Annotated in this window: 17 protein-coding genes and 1 pseudogene; 16 read left to right on the top strand and 2 right to left on the bottom strand. The window is 39.4% G+C overall.

Going from position 1 to position 25,773, the window contains the following annotated elements:
- Nucleotides 1-3: 3 nt before the first annotated feature.
- The 6 genes and pseudogenes from RRV45_RS19970 to RRV45_RS19950 all read left to right on the top strand — a co-directional run bounded on the left by RRV45_RS19970 (nt 4) and on the right by RRV45_RS19950 (nt 9,567).
- Nucleotides 4-3,465, top strand: a complete 3,462-nt coding sequence (locus RRV45_RS19970; RefSeq protein WP_315666403.1) for a S8 family peptidase — start codon at nt 4-6, stop codon at nt 3,463-3,465.
- Between the two features lie 513 nt (nt 3,466-3,978).
- Nucleotides 3,979-4,248, top strand: a pseudogene (locus RRV45_RS19965) (bifunctional 2',3'-cyclic-nucleotide 2'-phosphodiesterase/3'-nucleotidase); the annotation flags it as partial.
- The gene (locus tag RRV45_RS22140) at nt 4,228-4,824 is read left to right on the top strand and encodes an anthrax toxin lethal factor-related metalloendopeptidase (RefSeq protein WP_410489393.1); all 597 of its coding nucleotides are present in this window, start codon (nt 4,228-4,230) and stop codon (nt 4,822-4,824) included. The pseudogene RRV45_RS19965 and the gene RRV45_RS22140, both read left to right, overlap by 21 nt.
- Nucleotides 4,825-5,126: 302 nt before the next feature.
- Complete coding sequence (locus tag RRV45_RS19960; RefSeq protein ID WP_315666402.1) at nt 5,127-7,601, top strand: phosphodiester glycosidase family protein; 2,475 nt, start codon at nt 5,127-5,129, stop codon at nt 7,599-7,601.
- A 398-nt stretch (nt 7,602-7,999) separates the two neighbouring features.
- Nucleotides 8,000-8,407: a hypothetical protein gene (locus RRV45_RS19955; protein ID WP_315666401.1), complete on the top strand. Its 408-nt coding sequence runs from the start codon at nt 8,000-8,002 to the stop codon at nt 8,405-8,407.
- Between the two features lie 428 nt (nt 8,408-8,835).
- On the top strand, nt 8,836-9,567 hold the full coding sequence (locus tag RRV45_RS19950) for a C40 family peptidase (protein ID WP_315666400.1): 732 nt from the start codon (nt 8,836-8,838) through the stop codon (nt 9,565-9,567).
- Nucleotides 9,568-9,758: 191 nt separating this feature from the next.
- Here RRV45_RS19950 and RRV45_RS19945 read toward each other — a convergent pair whose 3' ends face one another.
- On the bottom strand, nt 9,759-10,601 hold the full coding sequence (locus RRV45_RS19945) for an accessory Sec system S-layer assembly protein (protein WP_315666399.1): 843 nt from the start codon (nt 10,599-10,601) through the stop codon (nt 9,759-9,761).
- 118 nt (nt 10,602-10,719) lie between these two features.
- On the bottom strand, nt 10,720-13,074 hold the full coding sequence (gene secA2 / locus RRV45_RS19940; protein WP_315666398.1) for an accessory Sec system translocase SecA2: 2,355 nt from the start codon (nt 13,072-13,074) through the stop codon (nt 10,720-10,722).
- A 382-nt stretch (nt 13,075-13,456) separates the two neighbouring features.
- Between secA2 and RRV45_RS19935 the strand changes: the two genes are divergently transcribed.
- From RRV45_RS19935 to RRV45_RS19890, 10 genes are all read left to right on the top strand, one after another.
- Complete coding sequence (locus RRV45_RS19935) at nt 13,457-14,515, top strand: glycosyltransferase family 4 protein (protein WP_315666397.1); 1,059 nt, start codon at nt 13,457-13,459, stop codon at nt 14,513-14,515.
- A gap of 149 nt (nt 14,516-14,664) precedes the next feature.
- The gene (locus RRV45_RS19930; RefSeq protein WP_315666396.1) at nt 14,665-15,777 is read left to right on the top strand and encodes a DegT/DnrJ/EryC1/StrS family aminotransferase; all 1,113 of its coding nucleotides are present in this window, start codon (nt 14,665-14,667) and stop codon (nt 15,775-15,777) included.
- Nucleotides 15,778-15,947: 170 nt separating this feature from the next.
- Entirely contained in the window at nt 15,948-16,691 is a 744-nt protein-coding gene (locus tag RRV45_RS19925; protein WP_315666395.1) for a hypothetical protein, read from the top strand.
- On the top strand, nt 16,684-17,694 hold the full coding sequence (locus RRV45_RS19920) for a Gfo/Idh/MocA family protein (RefSeq protein WP_315666394.1): 1,011 nt from the start codon (nt 16,684-16,686) through the stop codon (nt 17,692-17,694). The genes RRV45_RS19925 and RRV45_RS19920 overlap by 8 nt, the downstream gene beginning before the upstream one ends.
- A 168-nt stretch (nt 17,695-17,862) precedes the next feature.
- The gene (locus tag RRV45_RS19915; RefSeq protein WP_315666393.1) at nt 17,863-19,176 is read left to right on the top strand and encodes a nucleotide sugar dehydrogenase; all 1,314 of its coding nucleotides are present in this window, start codon (nt 17,863-17,865) and stop codon (nt 19,174-19,176) included.
- A 371-nt stretch (nt 19,177-19,547) separates the two neighbouring features.
- Entirely contained in the window at nt 19,548-20,279 is a 732-nt protein-coding gene (locus tag RRV45_RS19910) for an acyltransferase (RefSeq protein WP_315666392.1), read from the top strand.
- Between the two features lies 1 nt (nt 20,280).
- The gene (locus tag RRV45_RS19905; RefSeq protein WP_315666391.1) at nt 20,281-21,708 is read left to right on the top strand and encodes a lipopolysaccharide biosynthesis protein; all 1,428 of its coding nucleotides are present in this window, start codon (nt 20,281-20,283) and stop codon (nt 21,706-21,708) included.
- A gap of 19 nt (nt 21,709-21,727) precedes the next feature.
- Nucleotides 21,728-23,320, top strand: a complete 1,593-nt coding sequence (locus RRV45_RS19900; RefSeq protein WP_315666390.1) for an asparagine synthase C-terminal domain-containing protein — start codon at nt 21,728-21,730, stop codon at nt 23,318-23,320.
- Nucleotides 23,317-24,375, top strand: a complete 1,059-nt coding sequence (gene wecB, locus RRV45_RS19895; protein WP_315666389.1) for a non-hydrolyzing UDP-N-acetylglucosamine 2-epimerase — start codon at nt 23,317-23,319, stop codon at nt 24,373-24,375. The genes RRV45_RS19900 and wecB overlap by 4 nt, the downstream gene beginning before the upstream one ends.
- 10 nt (nt 24,376-24,385) lie before the next feature.
- Nucleotides 24,386-25,768 (top strand): O-antigen polymerase, encoded by a 1,383-nt coding sequence (locus RRV45_RS19890; protein WP_315666388.1) that lies wholly within the window; start codon nt 24,386-24,388, stop codon nt 25,766-25,768.
- Nucleotides 25,769-25,773 lie beyond the last annotated feature (5 nt).

The following is a 25,773-nucleotide window of genomic DNA, read 5'->3' as shown; positions in this document are numbered from 1 at the left end:
CATATGAAGAAATGGGTTAGGAATGCATTTACAATTACTGTAGGGCTTGGCTTGTTTTCTAGTAATCTAGGAACTTCCATGATAGCATCGGCGGAGTCTCCTAAACAATTACAGAATGTCTCGGCTATTCAAGTGAACAATCCTCAGCTTCAAAGCAAGCTTGATCAGTATAAGGAAAAGGCTTTGAGTGAAGATACATTCATTATAAAATATACGAAGCCTTTGTCTCCAGCAGAGCATAGAATGGCAGGCGGTACGCTTGTTACGAATATACCAGCCTTAAATTATGCCGTAGTAAAGGTAAAGAATAAAAAAGATTTGCAAAAGGTTATGCAAAAGTATAAAGGCCTAAGCCATGTGAACTCAGTCAATCCAAGTGCAATGTACAAGCCATTAAGCGTACCTGATCCGAAGGTGAACGAGCAATATCACATTGACTTGCTTAACCTAAATCAAGCCCATAAGCTGGCTGGCAAGCATACAGTAACGGTTGCCGTCATTGACCAGGGTGTGGATGTGCACCATCCAGAATTAAAGGGGAAACTGCTCCCAAGTTACAATGCCGTTAACCCGATGAATCAAGGAACACCTGACTATCATGGGACGCATGTGACAGGGATTATTGCTGGAAATAAAAATAATGGCATCGGTGGCTTTGGGGTTAATCCGAATGTAAAGATCCTCCCGATTGACGTATTTGATCGCAGCTGGGGAGCTTATGACTATTCGATTGCACAAGGGATTTTGCATGCGGTAGAAAAGAACGTGAAAGTGATTAACATGAGCATAGGCGGACCAATGAAGTCGCCACTAATTGAAGAAGCCATCAAAAAGGCGTTAGAGAAAAATATTACGATTGTCGCTGCTGCCGGCAATACAGGGGATACAATGGTTAGTTATCCTGCTGCATTCGAGGGTGTCATTAGTGTTGGTTCAGTCGATAAGTCTAAAAAACTCTCAAGCTTTTCGAGCTATGGCCCGTCCGTAGATATTGTTGCACCTGGTGATGAAGTATACGCTCCTATCTATGAACCTGAGAAATTATCAAGCTTCCGTGAGATGAGCGGTACATCGATGGCCTCTCCAATGGTGGCTGGGGCAGCTTCACTGCTTTTATCAAAACATCCTAACTTAACACCATCACAGGTGGAATATATTTTAGAGCATACGGCACAGGATCTTGGTGACCCTGGATTTGATATTAAATACGGAAATGGACTTGTCAATCCTGTCGCAGCTCTCAACTTTGATATTAAAAAGCTTCCTTCCTTTACGAGCAAGCCTTGGACTGATAAGGAAATTGAAGAAAATGCAGTCCCTGTAGATTTAGCGAAAACGAGCGAAGTAAAGGGAGCTATTACGAAGCCATTCGAAGAAAAGTGGTATTCAGCCCAAGTGAAAAAAGGTGAGTACATCCAATTTTCTCTAGAAGGCTCTAAACAATTTGATTACAAATTAATGCTTAACCTCCAATCCCAAGAGGGCAAAGATAAGCTTGAAGTGAATCATGTGATGGACGGGAAGACAGAAGGAAAATTGTATAAAGTTCCTTATACTGGAACACTTTCATTCGGTGTGAAGGATGTCAATGGAAGCTATGATGATTCAAATAAGCAGCAATCTAAGTATACAATTTCCGTTAAAAAGCACCCAGTTCTTCCAGCAGATGAATCTACCTTCGATGAACCGATTAATATCGAGCTGCCATACGATACATCAAAGGAAAAGTATACTTTAATTGGTGAAGAAGGAGACAATGATTACTTTACTTTTACTGTTGAGGAAGAGCAGGTTATTAAAATTGACCTGTCAGGAATACCGGGAGTTGATACAAGTTTAAGTGTTTACGAGATTTTCAAGATGCCTTCGCCTGAAGAAGGAGGAATGGAAGGTGAATTTGAGCTTCCTGCTTTAAAGGAAGACGAGCGTGAACCAAACTTCTATGCCAATAGTAAGGGGAAGAGCGAAGGCGAATCCTTATCGTTTTTGGCACAGCCAGGAATGGATTATTCCATTAAAGTCTCAAATAAAGTGAGCAACTACTTTGGGATTTTCGACTTTTTCATTAACTGGGGGATGATTGATGAAAAGCAAACCCCTGAATCATCAGCCATTCCATACGAGCTGAAGGTACAAGGTAAGGTTCTTCCGCCAGACGAAGATTCACTGCCAATGATGCATATCATGGATGAAGACAGCTCGATTGAGAAACAGAGAGAACTTCTATTAATAGAACGGCCAGCAGAAGAATTTGATTATGTTCAAATGATTAAGGATGGCGCGCAGCCTTATAATATCAACGATGAAGCGACAGGTTATTTGCAAACATTGGAGGATGAGGACTGGTTCAGTGTCACATCAGAGGAGAATGGCATATACGAATTCACTTTGGAAAAGAACAATGCAACTGTTCCGATGTTTGGAATCTATCAAGTAAGAACAGAGAAAGATCGTGATGGAAAAGAGTTCTCCTATATGGAACAGATTGCTTCAAACGAATATTCTTTCTGGTTAACAGGCAGCCTAGAAAACCGTTTGTTCGCAGGATTCAAAAAGAATGAAACCTACTATATAAAAGTAAATACAAACTATTATAATGGGGCTATTTCTTTTGATCCATATAAGTTTACTTCAAAGCTGACTGTGAAAAATCCTCAAGATAAATATGAGGATAATGACAAAATGGAAGAGGTTAAGAATCTCCCAGCGAATGTAATTGAAGGTAACTTCTCTATGCCATACGACCAGGATAACTTCTATTTTGAAAGCAAGAATGATGAAATTTATGGCATGACATTGGAAAGAAAGCAAGTTAGCGATCAGTTTAAAGCCCAATATCCGAAAGAACTGCTCAGTCCTTTCTATGGAATGTTTGTCGTTTACGAGGATACGAACAAGAACCGTAAGCTGGATGATGAAGAAATGAGAACGGCCCAGTACTTAGAAAAAGGAGCCATGTCCGGAAAAACCTTTGGCTCATTTAAAACAGAAAAAGGCAAAAATTATATTTTCTCAGTATCTGCCTATTTTGAATGGCCAAATAGCTTCTCGCTTCTCCCGTATGTGTTATCGATCAATCCTGTAAACAAAAATGACGAGGACAAAGGCTCCGTTGTTAAAAACAACATCCCATCTAAGCCAATTGCCCTCAAAGCCGTTTCCGCCAAGCATCTGCAAGCGGTTGGCCATTTAAATGCAGGCATCCCTTACGGAGATGAAGACTGGTATGTATTAAAGCTAGATAAAGCGGCTAAAGGTAAAATCGAGCTTCAATCCGGCATAGAGATTGATGGCGTCATCTCTCTATATAAAAATGGCAAGCTCGTTGCCACTGTCGATTACTACCCAGAAGGGGATAACGAAGTTCTTAACTTTAACTTAACAAAAGGCACGTATCATATTAAGGTTCGTGACGTGAACGGCAATGCTACATTAACTCCATATACTTTGAATGTGTATAAATAAGAATCAGGGCCAGCTCATTTTGGATAGTGGGCTGGCTTTATTTTTGGTAAAAGTGTTGGGTGGTTGAATTGATGTGAGTTGGTAATGAGTTGATGGAGAAGGTCGTCAAAACGTGAATTGGCTGACAAACTGGTGGTAATGGGCCACCAAAGTTTGAATTGGCTGACAAACTGGCATAATTGGCTGACAAACCACTAGAATTGGCTGATAAACTACTAAATCTGGCTGACAAACCACTAGATTTGGCTGACAAATTTACAAAGCTGTATTACTGGCTGATAAAATGCATGATTTTATCGGTAAATCGCTAGAAATGGTCAATCAACTGTATGATTTCGCTGCCATACCAACACAATTGACAAAGAATTTACATCATTTAGCTAACAAACCCAAAAGGGCTATGACCGCTCCTTCATTTGCGTTAAAATAAGACTAATAGGGGGGATGTTTGTGAGAAGGCTTTTATTTATTTTTGCCGCTATTATTCTATTTATTTCATTGAGCCCTGAGAAGTCACAGGCTGCAACCGTATACTGGGATGGAGTGGAGCTTAAAAAAGGGCAAATTGGCCGTGTTACTGTTGTGAAGCCCATTAATTTATGGAAAAGAACAGAGAATGGCTTGCAATTTGAAAGAATCCTTCAGCAAGGAGAAGTCTACCGGGTTTATCGAATGGATGACCTCTATGGCGGTCAGTATGGAGTAGGCGGAGATTACTATATTACTAAAGTGTCTGATCATGTGATCTATGAAACTCCCTCTTTGTCAAAAAGAAAATTACTAGAATGCAATCAAGAATGTTTAGTAGAAACGCTAATTGTTTTACCGCAGGATTCTTATGATTCAACTTCTGTTAACCAAATAAAAGGACGTTTACAATCTCTGCCTGAGTCTGTTTTGGTTCAACTAATACAGCAGAATATTCGCATGCTGCTAGTGAACGGGCCCATAACAGAAACAAAAGAATATGCATACTTAAAAGGAGTTATTCCACGAGGTTGGGAGAATCTCAATAAAACATGGGATGATGTCCCTGGCATTGGCGGAAATAAAACGGTCGTTGTTCGAATTGGATATAGTGAAAAAGGGAACGGACATGGCTCGATTAATCTTGAATTACACGAGCTAGCCCACACCATAGATAATATACTAAAAAACCATTTATCAACTTCCTCTGGATTTAGCGCTATCTGGAATTTAGAAAAGAAAAAGCTATTCCCAAATGAAGAATATTTTAACCTTTATCCAGAGGAGTATTTCGCGGAATGCTTTGCCATGTATTACCGTGACAAAGATACAAGAAAAAAACTGCAGACCCTTGCACCAAAAACCTATCAATTTATTGAAAATATTAAATAGCAAGTTCCCCTCGATTATTCGAGGGGTTTTTATTTTACATAATAGTGATTATTGTGGATTATCAGCCTTATGCATGCATGCGAACGGGTTTTATTCGGGACGAATAACGTAGAGAGCAGGTATGCATAAGGCGCTCTGATCGCCAACCAATATTCATTAACAAAGCCTTATGTAGGTTCTTACCCCAAAATTAACAAAATCCAACAATATCATAGTCCAATAGTCGTTTTATGTGGATATTTGTCCAATTTTTTGGGAAAATGTCATATAATAATAGAATAGTATAATGAAGGAGAGGGAAAATGGGGAAAAAGTGGATTATTAACTTAGCAGTTGTGGCAGCATTGATTTTTGGACTTCAATCTCCGGCTCAGGCAAGTGAGCCTAAGGTATATTGGGACGGCCTGCTAATGGTGAAAGGGCAAGTGGGTAAAATTAAGGTACTCAAGCCGATTAACCTTTGGAAAAGAGATGGAAACAAACTGGTTTTTACTCGCATATTAAAGCCTGGCGAGCAATATCGAGTCTATCGTTATGACAATCTACATGGGGGTCAGTATGGACTTGGCGGAGGCTATTATATTACGAAAATAGCAGGCTATGTGGATTATCGGACACCTTCTAAGAGAAAGCTTGCTGAGCTTGAAGCAGCTTATGGCGGAAGTAATCCCACTAAGCCTATCGGGAATCTTTCGATCGGGGCTGTAACCGAGCAGAAATCGAAAAAAATTGCTCCTGGGGTAACGGAAACACAGCTTTCAGTTGATAGTAACCGTGGGAAACAGAAAATTTATACTGTTGAGTATGATGGGAAAACAGAAAAAATAAGCTTGGAAACAGCACTAGCCAATGGACAATTATTTGGATTTGAAACCGTTGCGAGTCAAGCAAACAAGGCACAAACGGAAAATAAGCATGTTGTTGCAGGCATCAACGGAGATTATTTTGATAAAAACGGTCATCCGATTGACTTAATGATTCAAAAGGGAAATATCGTTTCAACCAGTCAAACGCCTATCAATCAATTAGCTGTTTTTGGGCTAACGAGTGCGGGGAAGCCGATCATTGGCAGTCCGGAACTTTCACTTTCAGTTCAAATAAATGGACAAGAGCCATATAAAATTAATTCTGTGAACCGAAATAGATCAGCGAATCATCTTGTGCTCTACACACCTTCTTTTGCAAGCTCGACAAGAACGAATGAGCTTGGCACTGAGGTGGTTGTGAAAATTGATTCTGGGCAGCTGAACGGGCATAGCGTTTTAACAGGTACGGTGTCAAAAGTTGTGAGCAGCATAGGAAATGAACGATTGAACGATGGGGAATTTGTTTTATCAGGACATCATTTTGCCAGCGACTTTTTACAAACTGTTAACGAAGGAGACAAGGTCGAGGTTAGGGCTCAGTTTTCTCCAAGTGAATGGAATGATGTAACAGAGGCCATTAGCGGTCGTTATCATCTCGTTAAAAATGGTGCCATCGTTCCTCAGGATGTTCCTGGTGTTCATCCTAGATCTGCCATTGGAATTAAAGCAGATGGCGGAATCGTTACAGCTGTAGTTGATGGGCGCAGCACGCAAAGTGCAGGTCTGACTTTACAGGAAATGGCATCTGTTATGAAGGATCTTGGTGCTATTCATGCATTTACTTTTGATGGAGGCGGGTCATCCACCCTCGTAACAAGGGACCATGGGGATGAGAAAGTCTCTATAGTTAACAAGCCTTCGGATGGAGCACCACGGTCAGTTTCGAATGCACTGCTTTTTATTAGCCAATGGTTAAAAGGTCCGCTTCAACAGCTTATCGTTAACCCGGCTGATGTTACACTTTTCGCAGGGGCTACATACAAAGACTTAGGCATTACTGTAAAAGGAATGGATCAGTTCTATAATGCAGTTCCTGTCACGCAGCCTATCGCATTCTCTTCACCAGCATTAAAGAAAAACGCAGACGGAAGCTATACAGTGGCAACTACACTAAATCAAAGTGAAATTGCCGTTTCGGCAGGAAATATAAGCAGCAAGGTTAAGCTTAATATTATCAATACACTGGAAAGTATACATGTTGATGAGAAGGATATTATCGTTGAGAAAAATAATATTTATACAATCCAGCCAAAGGGAATTTATAAAGGAAAAACAGTCATTACCGACCCAACTTTATTTAAGTGGAGTGTCACACCTAATATTGGCACCATCAATAATAAAGGTGAATTTAAAGCAGGTGCAGCGGATGGCACAGGCACCATTACGATCACGCATGGGGCAGTTTCCGCAAAAGTGAATGTAACCGTTGGAACACCTGAACCGATTCTGCTAGAAGGGTTTGAGGGTGGAATCGCTAATTACAAAGCTTCAGGTGCAAGATACAACAACGTGAAAATTGAAAATGAAACTTCTATCGTCAAAACTGGGAAAAATTCAATCAAGCTAAGCTATGATTTTTCAGGAACAACAGGTACTTCTGGTGCTTATGTTGATGCAGTCAAGCCACTTGCCATTAAGGGCTCCCCTAAGAAAATAGGCATGTGGGTGTATGGCGATGGGCAAGGACATTGGTTAAGAATGCAGCTGAAAGATGCGGATAATAAAGAAATCCAACTTGATTTTACGAAGAATTTAGATTGGACAGGCTGGAAGTATGTGGAGGCAGTTGTTCCTGAAGGAATTAAAACGCCATTAATCATTGACGTACCAGTCCGTTATATGGAAGTAGATGACGCTAATAAAAATAGCGGAATCATCTATATCGATCAGATTCAGGCTGTTTACAAGTAATTATTTTTAATGGGGCAAATTTCTCTCAATACAGAACATGCTTGCTGTTCACCGATATTGCAGAGAAATTGGCCCTTTTATTTAAGGCTTTGTTAGAAAATAATGTTAGCGATTATGCCCTATGCATACTTGATCTTTATCGTTTACGTCATGAATAAAACCCGTTCATATGCATGAAAAGTCAATGAAAGAAAAAATAAAAGTAATTTAAGTGGTTTAGTGGGAAAAATATAAGATAATAATGTATTGGGAGTTATAAAATTCTGACTGTGCTAAAAATTGTTATAGACATCTGTTTGATTTGTCATTTATGATATGATACGCTAGTACATGCAATCTTAATTTTGTTCCTATTTATAGGGAAATCCTTAAAGACCCTTTTCGTTGGAGGGAAAAGAATGTCATTTAGTTCCGAATATGATCAAATTAGAAAACAGTTTGAAAAAAATCCTCCGAAAATTATTGGGGGATATAAAAGACAAGGCTGGGCTCAGAAAACTTTAGATAAAACAGCAAATGATGATATTGAGCAAGAGCCGAAAGGGTTTGTAACGGCAAAGGCAATTCTCGAAGCTAATGATGGCAGCTATTATCCAGCTTTTTTACTGATTGACACGAAGAAAAGCGGAAAAATTAAGGACGCTTTCTTTCTTTCTGAAGTAGAGGATCAATTTCATCTCATTCCTTTGGAGCTCGCTCTGGAATTTATTGATAAAGATGCAAGCGAATTAATGCCTTTCCGATATAGAACACTTGTAAAAATTAAAGGAGACCAATTCCAAAAAAATTGGCCGGATTTTTCCTAAACCTTCTTATTGCAAGAAGGTTTTCCTGCTTTTGTCAGGGTTTTTGTTGGTGGAAATTATTATTGTGATAATAACTTTCCACCAACCCCAATTCCTGTCGAATAAGCATAACTCACTCCAGAGGACCCCCAACTAAGTTCCCATACCAGCTTGTATCGCTCCCATCATGTCCAACCGTCAACCTCACTCATTTTCTCTATTAAGCTTGTACCCTCAATACATTGGCCAAACAAGGCACATTCATTAAAAATCCTTACAATTATATTTCCTCCTTCTCTTATCCTAGTAAAATAGTCTTTTTTGTAACATGATTGTAATATAACGACTATAATTTAATAGAATTGAAACGTAAAACTGACAGAAAATAATGTAAAATCATATTAGTAAGCGATAAGAAATGACATTTTTCTTGATTTCAGGAGGCCTACATGAAAAATTTAGCGAAAGTCGTCATCACAGCCTCATTGCTATTTCCTACCATTTTTGGGGTTAGTCAAGCGAGTGCAGCAGAACAAAATACAAATTCAAATATCATAGAATATAGCAAAAAATTAATTGGTATTCCTTATGTATATGGTGGAGATTCCACAAATGGTTTTGATTGCTCAGGATTTTTATCTTACGTATACAGCGAGTTCGGTGTAAATCTGCCAAGAATCTCAACTGATCAATATCATACAGGTACACCTGTAGATAAGGCAGATCTAATTCCAGGGGATGCGGTTTTCTTTATCACAGTTGGTAATCGTGTCTCACATTCAGGCATTTATATTGGTGATAACCAGTTTATTCATGCAGATTCAACAAAGGGTATCAAAATTAGCAATTTAAATACAGAAAAGTATTGGAAGAATCGTTACGCAGGTGCTAAAAGATTCGTAGAGCTTGAGTCTCCGCCAGCTCCTCCGGCAGATGGAAAGTTCATGGGCCTTGATTTAAAGGAAAACCAAATTGGTGTCGTTGAAATTAAGAAGCCGATTAATCTTTGGAAGCGCGATAGCAATAATGAATTGGAAATGGTTCGCGTGCTTCAGCCTGGCGATAAGTTCCGCGTCTATACATATGATTCAAACCATGGCGGACAGTACGGCCTAGGTGGAACCTTTATTACAGATATGAAAACACATATTGACTACTATGCACTAGATGCTTATAAATAATACAAAAGAGGTCTGAAGCTCAGTTGCTTCAGACCTCTTTTTCATGAAAAAGACAAAAATAGTGATTATGTGTACGGGATTTATTCAGTACCAAACCTTGTGATCATATGACGGTTTTTAGATTTAACAGATCGGAAGAAAAAAAGCGCCAATGACATGGCGCTTTAACAATAGGCGGGTATAATCACCATCTATGATTGCTTAACATCCACTTTTGCTGATTGTGGTACATACGCTTTCCATCTGGATAAATCCAAGTTCTCCTTCGTGATAGAGGACTCTGGGAAAACAAATGTCCATGGCTTGCATGTTTGACTCTTAACTTCTAAATTATCTAGCTGGAAGCCTGCTTGCGCTACCACTTCCTGAGAGGCGTCTTCGAATGCTAGAGGGATATTTTCAATGAAAATACTGCGGTTGCTAGCATTGCGAATAAGTAATGTAACGGCCAAGCCTTTTCCTTCAACAACATTAGCCTCTAGCCCCATGAAATTAACTTCTCCATCCCGAAGCGGCGGAAGGTTTTTGTTAATCTCTTCAAGCTTTGATTTTTGCTCATCGCTTAATGTTTCTTTCCAGCTATCCTCTAAATCAAGAGTGAGCCCGTTTACTTGCTTTTTCTTTAATTCAAAAACGAGTCTCCAGCCTTTTTTCGGAATTTCTTCTACTAATTTATTGTCATTCTCGAATAGGAATCTCCATGGTCTGCTAGTATTGGGAGGGAGTTCTCCAAATAGGTCCATTTCAAAGCCTTTTCTTGCTAGTGGTTCATTATTTTCATTGACGAGCACAAGGTCAATGACTTCAAAAGAAATTGCTTGTGGCAGTGAGCTGCTTAAGAAAGCTGTCACCACAAAGCCATCATCATATTCATAGAGATTGATTCCGCTCACCGATAGCTGGTTCGGCTGAAGGCTTGGAAGCTTCTGATGATTATATTGAAATACATATTTCTCTTGAACAGTTAAATCCCAATCAGGATGGTAGGATAGCTTCGTCTTAATACCTTCTGCCGTTTTATTTTCTTTTCCCATTAAAAAGCCACCTTTAAAATAGTATTTTGTGTAAAGTGAAACGTCTTACAGCCTGTTAATCTGCGATAAAATGAATTGCGCGGTGGCCCCTAATGAGGTCACCGCTAGAATACTGTATTTACTGGGCTAAAAAATGTTGAATATACAATTTGGCCTGCTTAGTAATTTGGGCATCCAATTCTGATATGAAGTGTAGGAATTCTTCGTATGCCTCACGAGCATAAAGTCGGTAAGGATCTTCCTGTCCATAGCCGCGAACGCCGATATCCTCTCTCATGTGGAACAGCAATTCCATATGGACAATCCAAGAGTGATCTAAAGTCTGCAAGTACATATTCTTAATTTGAACTTGGAAGTCTTCGTTTGCCTCTAGTTTATCTAATAGTTCTAGCTGAATTTTATAAAGCTCGTCTACTCTGCCTTGGATGACTTGCTTTTCGGCTCCTTTTAATTCGGAAGCTGGGAAGGGAAGGGTTCCGAAAACGAGTGTTAGCTCTTCATAAAGACTTTCAGTTGGCCAGTCTTCCTCTAACATATGGTCTGGACAATATTTTTCAATGAGCTTCTGTAAATGATTATTTAACGATTCTTTTAAAAGGTCATTGAAATTAGAAATTGTTAATAAGTCATTACGCTTCTTGTAAATAATTTTTCTTTGTTCGTCAACAATATCATCGAGCTTCAATAAATGGTTTCTGGATGAGAAATGGGCGCCTTCAACCGTTTCCTGCACCTTCTTAACGAATTTTACAGGGTTCGGTGACAGGACTAATCCGTTTTCATCGAACTTCATTTTTTTCTTCCATCTATCCATTTCCTCTTTATCATAGCTATGGAAAATATCATCTTCTATTGAAATAATAAATTGAGTGGAGCCGGGGTCACCTTGTCGGCCTGCACGTCCTCTTAGCTGCATATCGATACGAGCACTTTCATGCAGTTCCGTTCCGATGATTTGAAGACCGCCTAACTCCCGTACACCTTCGCCAAGAAGAATATCGGTTCCGCGTCCAGCCATATTGGTGGAAAGCATCACTTTATTCTTTTGTCCAGCTTGAGAAATAATAAGGGCTTCATCTTCTTCGGTTTTGGCATTCAAAATCTTATGCTTAATGTCTGCTTTCTTTAAATAAGAAGATAAACGCTCAGATTGTTCAATTGATGATGTACCAATTAAGACTGGTCTGCCTAATTTATTATGCTTGCTTACCTCTTCAACAATCTTCTTCACTTTAGATTCGTAATCATTATAGACTAATGGTTCTTCATCCTGGCGAGCATTTGGTTTATTCGTTGGAATTGCAACAACCCTTAAGTTATACGTTTCCCAGAACTCTTGCTTCGCAGGAATTGCACTACCTGTCATGCCGGAGAGGGTCGTGTACATTCTGAAGTAATTTTGAACGGTAATCGAAGCTTGTGTTTGATTTTCCTCTTTAATTGTTACGCCTTCTTTAGCTTCAATTGCCTGATGAAGTCCGTCACTGAAGGTACGGCCTTCCATAATTCTGCCTGTATACTGATCGACAAGCATGACTTCATCTTTTTTAACGATATAATCCACGTCTTTGCGCATGACCACATGTGCTCTTAATGACTGCATAATGTTATGGAGCAGTTCACGGTGCTCAGCATCATATAGGTTCTCTATTCCGAAAGCTTCTTCAAATACATTCGCTCCATTATCAGCCAATACGATTTGCTTCGTTTCCGGGTAAAATTCATAGTGATTGCTATCTTCAAAGTCTCTGACAATCTCAGATGTAATTTGGAAGAGTTCAGTAGCAACATCAGATTTACTAGCAATAATTAATGGCGTTCTAGCCTCATCTATTAAAATACTATCGATTTCATCGACAATTGCATAATGTAATGGTCGCTGCACCTGATCTTCAAGACGTGTGACCATGTTGTCCCGTAAATAGTCAAATCCGAACTCTGTGCCTGTTCCGTATGTAATATCTGCATTATAGGCATCTTTCTTCTCAGATTCAGATATTTGGGAAATGTTTAACCCAACTGTCAGTCCAAGAAAATTGAAAACCTTTCCCATTTGTTCAAAGTCACGATTTGCTAAGTATTCATTGGCGGTGATCACATGAACGCCTTTTCCTTCAAGTGCTTTTAAGTAGCTTGGAAGTGTGGCGACAAGAGTTTTACCTTCACCTGTTGCCATTTGAGCAATGCCGCCATCTAAGAGGACAAGTCCCCCGAGTAATTGCACATCATAATGACGAAGGTTGAGAACGCGTTTGGATGCTTCACGGACAATCGCAAAGGCTTCTTCCTTTAAATTAAAAATCGATACGCCTGATGCGACTTTCTCTTTAAAATATTGGGTAGCCTCTTTAAGTTCGTCATCACTAAGTTTTGAGACCTTTTCCTCTAACTCATTAATGCTTGAAACATGTTTATATAGACGTTTTAGTTCGGCAGAATCTTCATTAAATACTCGCTTCATTAAAGATAGCATGTTGTTCTCTCCTAAAACTTTTTTTCTAGCTAAATTATAACATATAATGTAGTATAATATATTTTGGTTGGAAAACGGCAGTTAATTTTTTACAGATTCTATTAATCTCTATTAAATGAAACCTTTTTCGAGAATATTCGTCAATTTTAGAGGATACTGCCATTTTAGGTTGAAATATTATAAAGACATTTTAATGATAGAGGTGATACTATAACTAAGTTATATCAAATGTTGCTCATTTGTAATATTTGTAAAAGTGAAATTAATTGAATTCTTTTGTATATATGTTAGGATTAATTTGGATTGGTATAGAATAAAACTTGCTTTTTCGAGGGATAATACTTGCCCCTAGCAGGATTACTACGAATACAAGGTGATACGATTGGATATTAAATTTATCGCTGCCTTTCTAGCGGCTATAGTTACGTCCTTACTTATAACACCCCTTGTCATAAAGTTAGCCATTAAGATTGGCGCAATAGACAAACCGAACAAAAGAAAAGTGCATTCAAAAATCATGCCTAGACTTGGCGGTTTGGCCATATTTGGCGGGGTTGTTGCAGGCTATTTTGTCGGTGGACTTTACAATGAAAAAATTACCGGAATTACAGTTGGTGCCATTATTATTGTAATTACCGGCATTCTTGACGATAAATATGAATTATCAGCAAAGTATAAACTTCTTGGCCAGCTGCTTGCTGCCGGTGCAGTCGTGGGAAGCGGGTTAAATATTGACCATTTAACGATCCCGTTTGTCGGCACGTATGATCTTGGGCTGTGGACCTATCCAATTACGGTCTTTTGGATCGTGGCCATCACAAATGCGATCAATTTAATTGATGGGCTTGACGGTCTTTCTGCCGGAATTTCAGCCATTGTTATTGGAACGATTGCTTTTATGGCTGGAGTTGCAGGTAAACCGATGATCTTAATGTTATCGCTTATCTTATTAGGCAGTACGCTAGGCTTTTTGTTCCATAATTTTCATCCAGCAAAGATCTTCATGGGAGATACAGGAGCCTTATTCTTGGGCTATTCAATTTCCGTTCTTTCTTTACTGGGGCTATACAAAAGTGTAACGTTGTTTAGCTTTATTGTTCCGATCATGATATTAGGTGTTCCTATTTTCGATACAACTTATGCAATCATTAGAAGGATTGTAAATAAAAAGCCAATTTCGGCTCCAGACAAATCTCATTTACACCATCGTCTGCTTGCATTAGGGCTATCCCATAGAAAAACTGTATTATGTATTTACGGATTTGGAATTGTTTTTAGCGTAAGTGCCATACTATTCTCAACAGCAACACTTTGGGTAAGTATTTTTCTTATCTTCGGCCTGCTGCTAATTTTTGAACTGCTGGCTGAAGCGATTGGATTAGTCCATGAAAAGTATAAGCCTGTTATTAAAATGTATCGTAAGGTTACTGGACGACAATAGGATAGGCCGTTTGTGGACGCCCGCAAACGGCTTTTTTTGAAAGGAAATATCGAAAAATGTCATAAAAAAGTAACGAAATTTGTCTGCTTGTCGTCTATTATGTGATAATATAATTTAGTATTTCATCTAGAAAGCTGGAGGAAATGAGTATGAACATTCCAATGTTAGATTTAAGTGAACAATATCAAGAATTAAAAGAAGAAATGTTAACAGCTTTAGATCAGGTTATGAGTTCTTCCCGATTTATTTTGGGTGATAATGTTAAAAAACTTGAGGCTGATGTAGCTGAATTTAGTAATGTCAGTCATGGCATTGGCTGTGCAAATGGCAGTGATGCAATACATATTGCACTTCAGGCAGCTGGCATTAAGTCTGGGGATGAAGTGATCACCACTCCATTCACATTCTTTGCTACTGGCGGTTCTATTGTTCGTGCAGGTGCGACACCTGTATACGTAGATATTGACCCGATTACTTTTAATATCGATCCTGCCAAAGTGGAGCAGGCCATTACAGAAAAGACAAAAGCGATTATTCCTGTTCATTTATATGGACAAATGGCAGATATGGAAGCACTTCGCAAAATTGCGGACAAGCATAATCTGGCCATTATCGAAGATGCGGCCCAAGCAATTGGCGCAAAACAAAATGGAAAAACGGTCGGTGAATTAGGAACGGCTGCTACATACAGCTTCTTCCCGACAAAAAACCTTGGTGCTTACGGAGATGCTGGAATGATCGTGACTAATGACGATCAAGTAGCTGAGAACTGCCGTGTGATCCGTGTACACGGAAGTAAACCAAAATACTACCATCATGTATTAGGCTATAATAGCCGTCTGGATGAGCTTCAAGCGGCTGTCCTAAATGTGAAATTCCCTCATTTAAATAAATGGAGTGAGCTTAGAAGGGAAAAAGCTGCTGTCTATACACAGCTTCTTAATGAGCAATTAGGTGAACTAGTTAAAACTCCAATTGTAAAAGAAGGAAATTATCATGTCTTCCATCAGTATACGATCCGTGTAGAAAAACGTGATGAGCTTCAAGCGTTTTTAAAAGAACAAGGCGTACAAACGATGATTTACTACCCGCTTCCGCTTCATGTTCAGCCTGTATTTAAAGATTTAGGCTATAAAGAAGGGGACCTTCCTGAATCTGAAAAGGCTGCAAAAGAAGCATTATCGCTTCCAATGTTCCCAGAACTAAAACAGGAGCAGCAGGAATATGTTGTAGCTAAAATCAAGGAGTTTTACAACAAATAAAAAACCGAATGAAACGTCGCCGAAAAGGGGGCGTTTCTTTACTTGCTTGTAAGTAAGGGATTACGTATTGAAAAATTAAGTGAGAATTCGACCTCCCATATCATAAGCAATTTCATAAAAAGCGGGAGTCAATAAACGTATATTAAATTTTAAAAGGAATGGTGGTCCTGTTGGCAGAACAGAAAAGATTTGTATTATATGAATACCTCGTATTCTTTTGGAAAAAGAAGGTTTTCTTCTTAATTATTCCGCTGATTTTTACTCTATTAGGATTTGGAGGTTCATATTTAGTTCCTAAAGAGGGAAAATATGTAGGGAGTGCAACGGTTTTTACTGGATCTATCAAATTAAAGGGGCTAACGAACCCAATCAATATTAATAAGGAATTTGGAGAGCATGTGCATGGTGTCCTTGATTCTTATGTATCCAGTGAAAGCTATATAAAAATTAAAATTTACGATGATAATAAAGAACGCCTGGAGCAGGATCTTCAAAAGATGACGTCAGGTGTTGAAAGGGCGCTAGTAGATAATTATGACCGAAGATATAAAGCGACAGAAGATGCTATAGCCCTTAATGTCAACAAGAATGAGGCACTTGAAGGTGTATTAGAATCAAGCAGTACGAAATTAGAAAGCAATAACCTGACAATTGACGAAACATCAAATATTACTAGTTTACTTGAATACACAGAATTTGAAATGGCTACAACTACAGCTTCTATTGCAAAAATGACCGCTGACTTAGAATTTTTCGAGCCGCCTTCCATTGTTAGTCAAGACGTGAAGACAGTGGACACCTATAAATTGGAGTTTTCATTAGCAGGTCTAATTTTAGGAGTTTTTGCAACTTTTCTAATCCTTATGCTTTGGAACTATATTAACGAGGCCCGGAGGTATTACAAACATGATTAATTTTGCCATCGTAGGAATGGGGCATATAGCGAACAAACATATTGAGGCAATTGAAAAAGCGGAGAATGCAAATTTATTTGCCATTTGTGATACAAATCCAGCACGTTTGGACATGGACCTTCCAAATGTGAAAAAGTATACCGATCTTCAAAAAATGCTGGAAGAAAATCCGGAAATCCATGTAGTCAATATTTGTGTCCCTTCCGGCTTGCACGCCCGTTTGACGAAGATTGTGGCAGAAAACGGAAGACATATTATTGTAGAAAAGCCGATGTCATTAAAGCTTCAGGATGCTGAAGATATGATTCAATACGCGAATGACCACGGTGTGAAGCTAGCTGTCGTTCATCCAAACCGTTTCAGACCAGCGATTCAGAAATTAAGAGAGCAAATGGATGCAGGTGCCTTCGGGAAACTAAGCCATGCGAATGCAACCGTACGCTGGAATCGCAATCAAGCTTATTATGATCAAGCTGAATGGAGAGGAACGAAGGAGTTTGATGGCGGTGTTCTAATGAATCAGGCTATTCATGATCTTGATTTAATGCTTTGGCTAATGGGCCCTGTTGAATCTGTTCAGGCTATGGCAGCAACCCGTCTGCGAAAAATTGAGACAGAGGATGTAGCCGCAGCTGTCGTCCAATTCAAAAATGGCGCATTAGGTGTCATTGAAGCCGCTACGACTATTTATCCGAAGAACCTGGAAGAGTCCATTGCGATTTTCGGTGAAACCGCATCTGTGAAAATTAGCGGACGAAATGCTAATTTCATTGAAACATGGGACATCGAGGGAGTATCTGAAGAAGAAGCGGATAGAATAAAAAATGAAATTAAAGCAGATCCATTTGGGAAGCCAGGGCATCAATGCATCATCGAAGATATGGTGGTGGCTGTGCAAGAAAACCGTAATCCAATTGTAACTGGCGAAGACGGTCTCGCTCCTGTAAAATTAATACTGGCCATTTTAGAATCAGCCGAAACAGGGAAAAAAGTCGTTCTATAAAAAAGCTTTGTTAAACAGAATTGTCAATAGACCCGCGGGTTCGATTTACCTTCCGAAAAGCGGTTTTTGCTTTCGCAAAAAAGGTTTTCTCCAGGTAAAATCGCCCCGCTCCTTATCAATTATCAACATCATACTTTAACAGAGCCTATAAAAAAGGAGAAAATAAAGATGGACGTATACTCATCATTATTAAATAAAATTGAAAAAAAAGATGCTGTCATTGGGGTAGTCGGACTAGGTTATGTTGGTCTGCCACTAGCAGTTGAAAAAGCAAAAGCCGGCTATAAAGTAATCGGCTTTGATGTACAGGCAGCACGTGTTGAGCAAGTAAATTTGGGAATTAACTATATTGGTGACGTTGTTGATCAGGACTTAGCAGATATGATCAAAAATGGTCACTTAGAAGCCACTACGGACTACGCTCGAATTCAAGAGGTTGATGCTGTAGCTATTTGCGTGCCTACACCGCTTGATATTTATCAGCAGCCGGATACTTCCTATGTGAAAAGCTCGTCCAAAGAGATTGCGAAGTATGCACATGAAGGCATGCTTGTTGTCTTAGAGTCCACGACTTACCCAGGAACAACTGAGGAAATTGTAAAGCCAGCCCTTGAAGAAAAAGGCTTTAAAGTTGGAGAAACCGTGTTTGTTGCGTATTCACCAGAGCGTGTTGACCCAGGTAACAAGCAATTTAAAACAAAGAATACACCAAAGGTTGTTGGCGGGATTACCGAAAATTGTACGAAAGTGGCAGCTGCCCTTTACCGTAATGTGCTTGAAGGGGATGTACACGAAGTATCTTCTCCTGCTGTTGCTGAAATGGAAAAAATCTTTGAAAACACTTTCCGTCACATTAACATCGCCTTAGCAAATGAAATGGCAATTTTATGCGATAAAATGGGTATCGATGTATGGGAAGTAATTGATGCAGCAAAAACAAAGCCTTACGGATTCATGGCATTCTACCCAGGTCCTGGTTTAGGCGGTCACTGTATCCCAATCGACCCGTTCTATTTAACATGGAAAGCGCGCGAATATAATTACCATACAAAATTAATTGAGCTTGCTGGCGAAATTAATAACAGCATGCCAGAATACGTTATTACACGTTCTATGCAAGTTCTAAATGAAGACGGCAAAGCCCTTCGCGGCGCGAAAATCGCTGTTCTTGGCGTAGCTTACAAAAAGGACATTGACGATGTTCGTGAATCGCCAGTTCTTAAAATTGTTGAGCTTTTAGAGCATCACGGCGCTGATTATACTGTGGTGGATCCATATGTAAAATCATTCAGATCATGTGATCAGCAAGTTGAAACAGTTGAGCTGTCAAAAGAGCTATTAAACGAGGCAGACCTCGTATTAGTAACGACCGATCACACAGACTTCGATTACAACATGATTGCACAAGAGAGCAAAGTCATTTTTGATACGCGTAATGCATTAAAAGGTATTGAAAAACCGAATAAATATATTAAATTGTAATAGATATCGGCGGGTTTCCGGATATATCGGCGACTTTTCGAAATATATCGGTGACTTTCGGGATATATCGGCGACTTTCGGGATATATATCGGTGACTTTCGGGATATATCGGCGACTTTCGGGATATCGGCGACTTTCGGGATATATCGGCGACTTTCGAGATATATCGGCGACTTTCGAGATATATCGGCGACTTTCAGGATATATCGGCGACTTTCAGGATATATCGGCGACTTTAGGGATATATCGGCGATTTTTCGAGATATATCGGTGACTTTAGGGATATATCGGCTACTTTCCGAAGATATCCGCCACTTTAGCTAATATATCAACAACTCATAATTAAAAAGGTAAAGGGAGACTTTCGAATATGAATTATATTGATCCTTCCGCTCAAGTAGATCCATCCGTTCAAGTTGGACATTTTTCGGTTATTGAAAAAGATGTGAAAATCGGTAAAGATGTCATCATCGGCAACCGTGTAACGATTCACGAAGGTACAATCATTGGCGACAACACGACTATTGCCGATGGAGCTGTTGTTGGGAAGCCGCCAAAGCCTGCAAAGACTAGTACGGTTAAGCTTTCTGCTTCCATCCCAGCACTTGAAATCGGGGAAGAAGTGACAATTGGGGCGAATTGCGTGATTTATCGCGGCGCTAAAATTGGTTCAAGCACGCTGATTGCGGACCTTGCAAGCGTGAGAGAAAATGTTGAAATCGGTAATCTTGTCATTGTGGGCAGAGGGGTAACCGTTGAGAATTACGTAAAAATCGGCGACCGGACAAAAATTCAATCTAATTCTTATATTACGGCTTACACGACTCTTGAAGAGCAAGTATTTATTGCTCCATGTGTAACAACAACAAATGATAATTTCATGGGCAGAACGGAAGAGCGCTTTGATAAGATTAAAGGTGCCCATGTGAAAAAAGGAGCTCGTGTTGGCGGAGCCTCCATTATCTTGCCTGGAATCACATTGGCGGAAGAAACATTTGTGGCTGCAGGTGCATTAGTAACGAAGGATACCGAGCCAAAGACATTAATAAAAGGGGTTCCTGCTAAATTCACCAAAATGGTAGACGAGCGGGAGCTGTTATAGGGTGTTCGCCCAAATTAAGCGTTTAGGAGCGGATTCGCTCCTTTACGCATTTATGAACGTTGGTACGAAGCTGATTGCCTTTATCATGCTTCCTATCTACACTTCCTTTCTTCCTGACCCTGCGGAATATGGGGTATTAGATTATTTGGATCGGATTACCTCGATGCTTACCTTCCTAGTCATCTTTGGCACCGATTCAGCTCTCGCTTTTTACTACTTCGAATCGAAGGATAAAAAGAAGAAGCTTGATTATGTCCGGTCTGTCATGACCTTTAGACTGCTGATTGTTCTTATTATCTCTATCGTCTTTCTTATCGGCGGTCAGTGGCTGGCTCAACTGCTATTAGATGATGCCAACCTCTATTATTTGCTCTACATTGCCATTGGGGTTATGGCTTTGGATACTGTCATCGCCTTAATCTTAACGGTTCTTCGATATGACTTTTTCACAAAAAAGGTTGTTACCTTTACGATATTGAAAATGCTTTTAATTGCAGTCTTTTCCTACGGATTTTTGGCTTATGTCAGCCCTACAATCGACGGCATTTTATATGGCCGGCTGATCAGTGTGGCCATCGTTGCCGTGTTGTTAATCAAGCCTTTATTGAAATTCATTAAATTTACTTTTAATAAAAAGCTATTAAAGGAAATATTAATCTATGCGGCACCGCTCGTTCCGGCATCTCTCGCATTCTGGGTGATCGTCAACGCGAATTCACTACTATTAGAAAAGTTTACTTCTTTTCATGAAGTAGGTATTTACGGGTCAGCGGTAAAGTTTGCTTCTTTAATAACGCTTCTTACGAGCGGGGTGCAAATGGCTTGGCGACCGTTTTCTATGTCCTTAAAGGACAAAAAGGACAGTCCCGTTTTATTTGCGAAGCTCTACTATGGTATCCTGTTAGTAGGAACCATTGGTGTTTTAATGGTTGCCACACTTATGCCGTGGATTATTCGCATGTTAAGCAGCAACTATCATGAGGCCTACCAGTATGTAGCGATTTTGTCGGCTGTTACTTTCTTGAATTTTTTCTATATGATTATTTCAGTTGGCATTTTCTTTACAAAACAAACGAAGATTATTTCGTATGCGTTTGGAATGGCAGCCGTTGTGAATATTATTTTAAACATCGTGTTAATCCCATCGTTTTCGATTTGGGGAAGCGTTGCGGCCTATTTGATTTCCTATATCGTGGCCATTACGTATATTTTCTTTAAAAGCCAAAAGCTATACCATGTGCCTGTTTCATTTGGCAAAATGACTTTTTTATTCATAACCTCTTTATTAGCTGTGATCGCGATTGTCTATATTCAAGAGAGCAGCATCCCTGATCTCAATATCATTTTTGCTTGGCTTGGATTTATCGTGGCCATCCTGTTATCGCGGGTGGACAAAGATTTATTGAAAAAAAGATCTAGGGCAATTTAATGTAAAATAGGTGATCCGTTTGTTCTATGAAGTTAGAATTACCAATAACAGGCTCATAAAAGAAATTCCTTCTCCTTATGGCCAAGCCTATTTTGGCGGCTATGTGATTTATCAGGGAAAATATTATCATCAGGATAATATTCAAGAAATTCTAGAGGCGAATTTCTTTGAAAAACATCTACAAGATTTAATTGGGGAGTTTGTTTTTATTCAAGCTGATCCAAAGGTACTAACAGCGATTGTCGATCGGAAGCGCAGTATTCCTCTTTTCTACTATAAAGAAGGATCTCGCTGGATTGTGACAGATAAAATTGCGCATCAGCAAGATCAGATGCTCCAGAAGACCGCTGCAAAAGAGTTTCTTCTTACAGGGTTTACCGCGAATGAAAAAACGCTTTATGAAGGGGTATACCAAATTGAAGCCGGGTCTTATATTCAAATCGATGAAGCGGGAACAGTCGATAATCAGGAATACTACCAATTTTACCACCATCCAGAAAACAAGGAGCTCGAGCAATTCAGTGAAGAGCTTCAGGCGGTATTCCATGCGGTATTCAATGATTTAATCAAACGTTTGATTAATAAGGTTCCGATTTTGCCATTGAGCGGCGGATATGATTCGCGGATTATTGCCATTTTGCTGAAGGAATATGGGATTGAACATATAGCTTCCTTCACATATGGAAAAAGGGAAAATAAAGAAGCACAGGTAAGCCGTGATATCGCCCAGCGACTTGGGTTAAAGTGGGACTTTATTGAGTACAAAAAGGATGATTGGCATCGCTGGTACCATTCTCAGGAATGGAAGGACTATGTTGATTTTGCTGTGAATGGTTCGTCCATGGCCCATCTTCAGGATTGGCCGGCAGTAAGGGAGATCGTTACCAAACAGGATGCAGATTATGTTTTCATTCCAGGGCATTCTGGCGACTTTGTAGCAGGCAGCCACTTAGCCTATGAAATCACGGTGGATCGTGAATTTACGGCTGACGATGTTGTGCAGTTTAACTTTAATAAGCATCACAAGTTATGGGAAATGGGACAAGGGCTTCAATCATCTGCCACAGACGTTATAGCTGAGATGAAAAGGTCGTTTAAAGACCTCCCGTATCAAACAAATGAGCAGGCAAGTGCCCTCTTTGAATACTGGGATTGGCGAGAGCGGCAGGCAAAGTTCATTATTAACTCCATTCGTGTGTATGAGTTTTACGAAAAGGGATGGGATATTCCGTTATGGGATGACCGGTTAATGGAATTTTTCAAAACAGTCCCTGTTGAATATCGCTTCAAAAAGTACTTATATGATTACACATTGAACAAAATGTATCCGGATTATTTCCCTGAGCCTGTAAAGCCCGTTGGGAAGGAGACATCTTTAAAACAGAAATACGGTGTCTTCTATCATACGGCGAAAAAGCTCTATAACAAGAAAAAGCTTTACCAGCAATACTATACAGAGCCTATGGAATGGTATGGAATTTATAAGACTTATCCTGAGTACGTGATGGCACTGTCTTTCAAACATAATGGGCACAAATATTCACAGCCTTATAATATTAATTCATTTTTAGCAAAAGACTATATTCAAAGCTTGAAAGGTGAATTTAAATGAAAATATTAACGATTCTTGGCGCAAGGCCACAATTTATTAAAGCAGCACCGGTATCAAGGGTTTTAAGAAAGCATATGGATGAGAAAATCATTCATACAGGTCAGCACTATGATGCAAATATGTCTGATATTTTCTTCGAAGAGCTTCATATTCCAAAACCGGATTATCATCTTGGTGTCGGATCTGGCAACCATGGCAAGCAAACAGGTGAAATGCTTGCGAAAATCGAAGAAATCGTATTAAGCGAGAAGCCAGATTACTTAATGGTGTATGGGGATACGAACTCTACTTTGGCGGGCGCATTAGTGGCTGCTAAATTGCACGTTCCTGTGATTCATATTGAAGCAGGTCTCAGAAGCTTTAATAAGAAAATGCCGGAAGAAATTAACCGCATTATGACAGACCATGTTTCAGAATTCCTTTTCTGTCCAACAGACACAGCGGTGGAAAATTTAACAAACGAAAATATTACCCGCGGTGTTTTTAACATTGGGGATGTGATGTACGATGCTGTTCTGTATAATCGCGAGCTTGCGAAGGAAAAATCGAATATCTTAGCTGAAGCTGGATTAACTTCGAAAAATTATCATCTAATTACAATTCATAGAGCGGAAAACACGGATGATCTGCAAAATATGAAGAATATTTTAGAAGCTTTTTCAAAGATTGATGAGGTTAAAGTTTGGCCGATCCATCCGAGAACAAAGCATAAACTGGCTGATTATGGCTTAAGCTTGGATGATGTTCCAAACTTAAAGGTCATTGATCCAGTTGGCTACTTAGATATGCTAACTTTAGAAGCGAATGCGAAGAAAATTGTTACAGATTCTGGCGGTGTTCAGAAAGAAGCATACTTCATGAAAGTGCCATGTGTGACAATCCGTGAGCAAACGGAATGGGTAGAGACATTGACTGGGGAAGCAAATATCCTTACAGGAACGGATACAGAAAAAATATTGGCTGCTGTTCAAAAAGAAGTAAATCCAGAATACAAAGAAGTGTTCGGTGATGGCCAGGCTTCTGAAAAAATTGTTGAACTTCTTAACAAAAAGTAGGTGCTGACGAATGTTGGCTTTCACGATATGGGTGATCGTATTAATTGTTTCCATCAAGCTATTTTCTAGCGTGTCTGGGAGCCTTTCCTTTACGAAACCCAATTTAAATTCATTAATCTTTTACTACTCCTTGTTTGTTTCCAGTTATATCGGAAGCCTTCTGATTGCTTTAGACATCGATCATTATTATATGATTAATAAGCTTGATCATGATGTTTATCGATATATCGGCTTCGGAGCGGTATCCTTTGTCATGATTATGCTGCCGCTTACGATGTTTCTTGTCAGCAAGCTGGCTGGATTTGATGCGAAAAAGGAATTCAATGAGTATTTGAAAAAACCAATTGAAAAAACGTTTAGTCAAAAAAATGAATTTTACTTGTTATTTCTAGGCCTCTCAATGATTTGTATGCTGGCCGTTGCCTATACGCTTTTAAAGACGAATCAAGTACCGATCTTCTCCCTTTTAAAAGGGAATCTTTCGGAATTAGGGTTACAGCGGATTGAAGCAGCAAGGAATTTTGGCGGGAATGTATTAATAAGAAATATTTTCGCGATTGCTTTGACACCGCTGCTTTCGTTAATTGCCTATGTATATGCGGTAAAAACAGGGCGTTTGAAATGGATCTTTTTATTCTTCGCCCTTTTTGTCAGTGCATTAGTGATTAGCGTATATGACTTATCGAAATCACCGATTATTTTCTACATCATTATGTTTATATTTGTCAGACTATATGTTGGCAAACTAGTGTTAAAGTGGCAGAAAATAGTAGGCTACACGATTAGTGGAGCAGCAGTCATTGTTGTTATGTATGTCTTTATCCAAGGTGTAAAAGATCTGGGCAGTTTTCTTAACTATTCATCCGGACCAATCGGACGAATTATTCTTGCGCAAATTTCGCCTACTTTCTTGCATTTGGATCTTTTTGGCCATTCCATCCCATTTCTTAATGGCAGGAGCCTCCCGTCCATTATTATCGAAAGGTTTGATATGGAGCAGGTCCGTTCCGCGAGATTGGTGATGGCCAATGCTTTCCCGAACCGGATTGAAGATGGGACTGGCGGAGTGCTGAATACGTTATTTATTGCTGAAGCTTATGCGAATTTCGGATATCTGGGGATTATTCTTGGCACGATTTACGTGGGGGTACTCGTTCAGCTTATCTATATCATTTTTATCAGACTGCCAAAGAATCCTGTCTTTTTATGCCTGTTTATTTATTTTTCCATTAATATTCCGCGGACATTAGTAGGTGGATTTACGGATTTTCTATTCAATCCGATTTGGATTTTCATCACTTGCTTATTCGCGGGAATTCTATTGTTTATTAGACTTCGTTTGGATTTGTTTGCTTATCTTCAAAAAAGAAAAACTGCAGGGAACGAATCATAAGGAGA

It is taken from the genome of Bacillus sp. DTU_2020_1000418_1_SI_GHA_SEK_038, from assembly GCF_032341175.1.
Lineage (GTDB): Bacteria > Bacillota > Bacilli > Bacillales > Cytobacillaceae > Cytobacillus.
The sequence above is the reverse complement of the archived record's forward strand: the minus strand, read 5'-3'. Positions and strand labels throughout refer to the sequence as shown.

Bases quoted from the DNA above. Each gene is read 5' to 3' on its own strand.
- RRV45_RS19930 (WP_315666396.1), top strand. From the start codon at position 14,665: ATGAACATTCCAATGTTAGATTTAAGTGAACAATATCAAGAATTAAAA.
- RRV45_RS19970 (WP_315666403.1), top strand. From the start codon at position 4: ATGAAGAAATGGGTTAGGAATGCATTTACAATTACTGTAGGGCTTGGC.
- RRV45_RS19920 (WP_315666394.1), top strand. From the start codon at position 16,684: ATGATTAATTTTGCCATCGTAGGAATGGGGCATATAGCGAACAAACAT.
- wecB (WP_315666389.1), top strand. From the start codon at position 23,317: ATGAAAATATTAACGATTCTTGGCGCAAGGCCACAATTTATTAAAGCA.
- RRV45_RS19960 (WP_315666402.1), top strand. From the start codon at position 5,127: ATGGGGAAAAAGTGGATTATTAACTTAGCAGTTGTGGCAGCATTGATT.
- RRV45_RS19890 (WP_315666388.1), top strand. From the start codon at position 24,386: ATGTTGGCTTTCACGATATGGGTGATCGTATTAATTGTTTCCATCAAG.
- RRV45_RS19945 (WP_315666399.1), bottom strand. From the start codon at position 10,601: ATGGGAAAAGAAAATAAAACGGCAGAAGGTATTAAGACGAAGCTATCC.
- RRV45_RS19910 (WP_315666392.1), top strand. From the start codon at position 19,548: ATGAATTATATTGATCCTTCCGCTCAAGTAGATCCATCCGTTCAAGTT.
- RRV45_RS19955 (WP_315666401.1), top strand. From the start codon at position 8,000: ATGTCATTTAGTTCCGAATATGATCAAATTAGAAAACAGTTTGAAAAA.
- RRV45_RS19950 (WP_315666400.1), top strand. From the start codon at position 8,836: ATGAAAAATTTAGCGAAAGTCGTCATCACAGCCTCATTGCTATTTCCT.
- RRV45_RS19915 (WP_315666393.1), top strand. From the start codon at position 17,863: ATGGACGTATACTCATCATTATTAAATAAAATTGAAAAAAAAGATGCT.
- secA2 (WP_315666398.1), bottom strand. From the start codon at position 13,074: ATGCTATCTTTAATGAAGCGAGTATTTAATGAAGATTCTGCCGAACTA.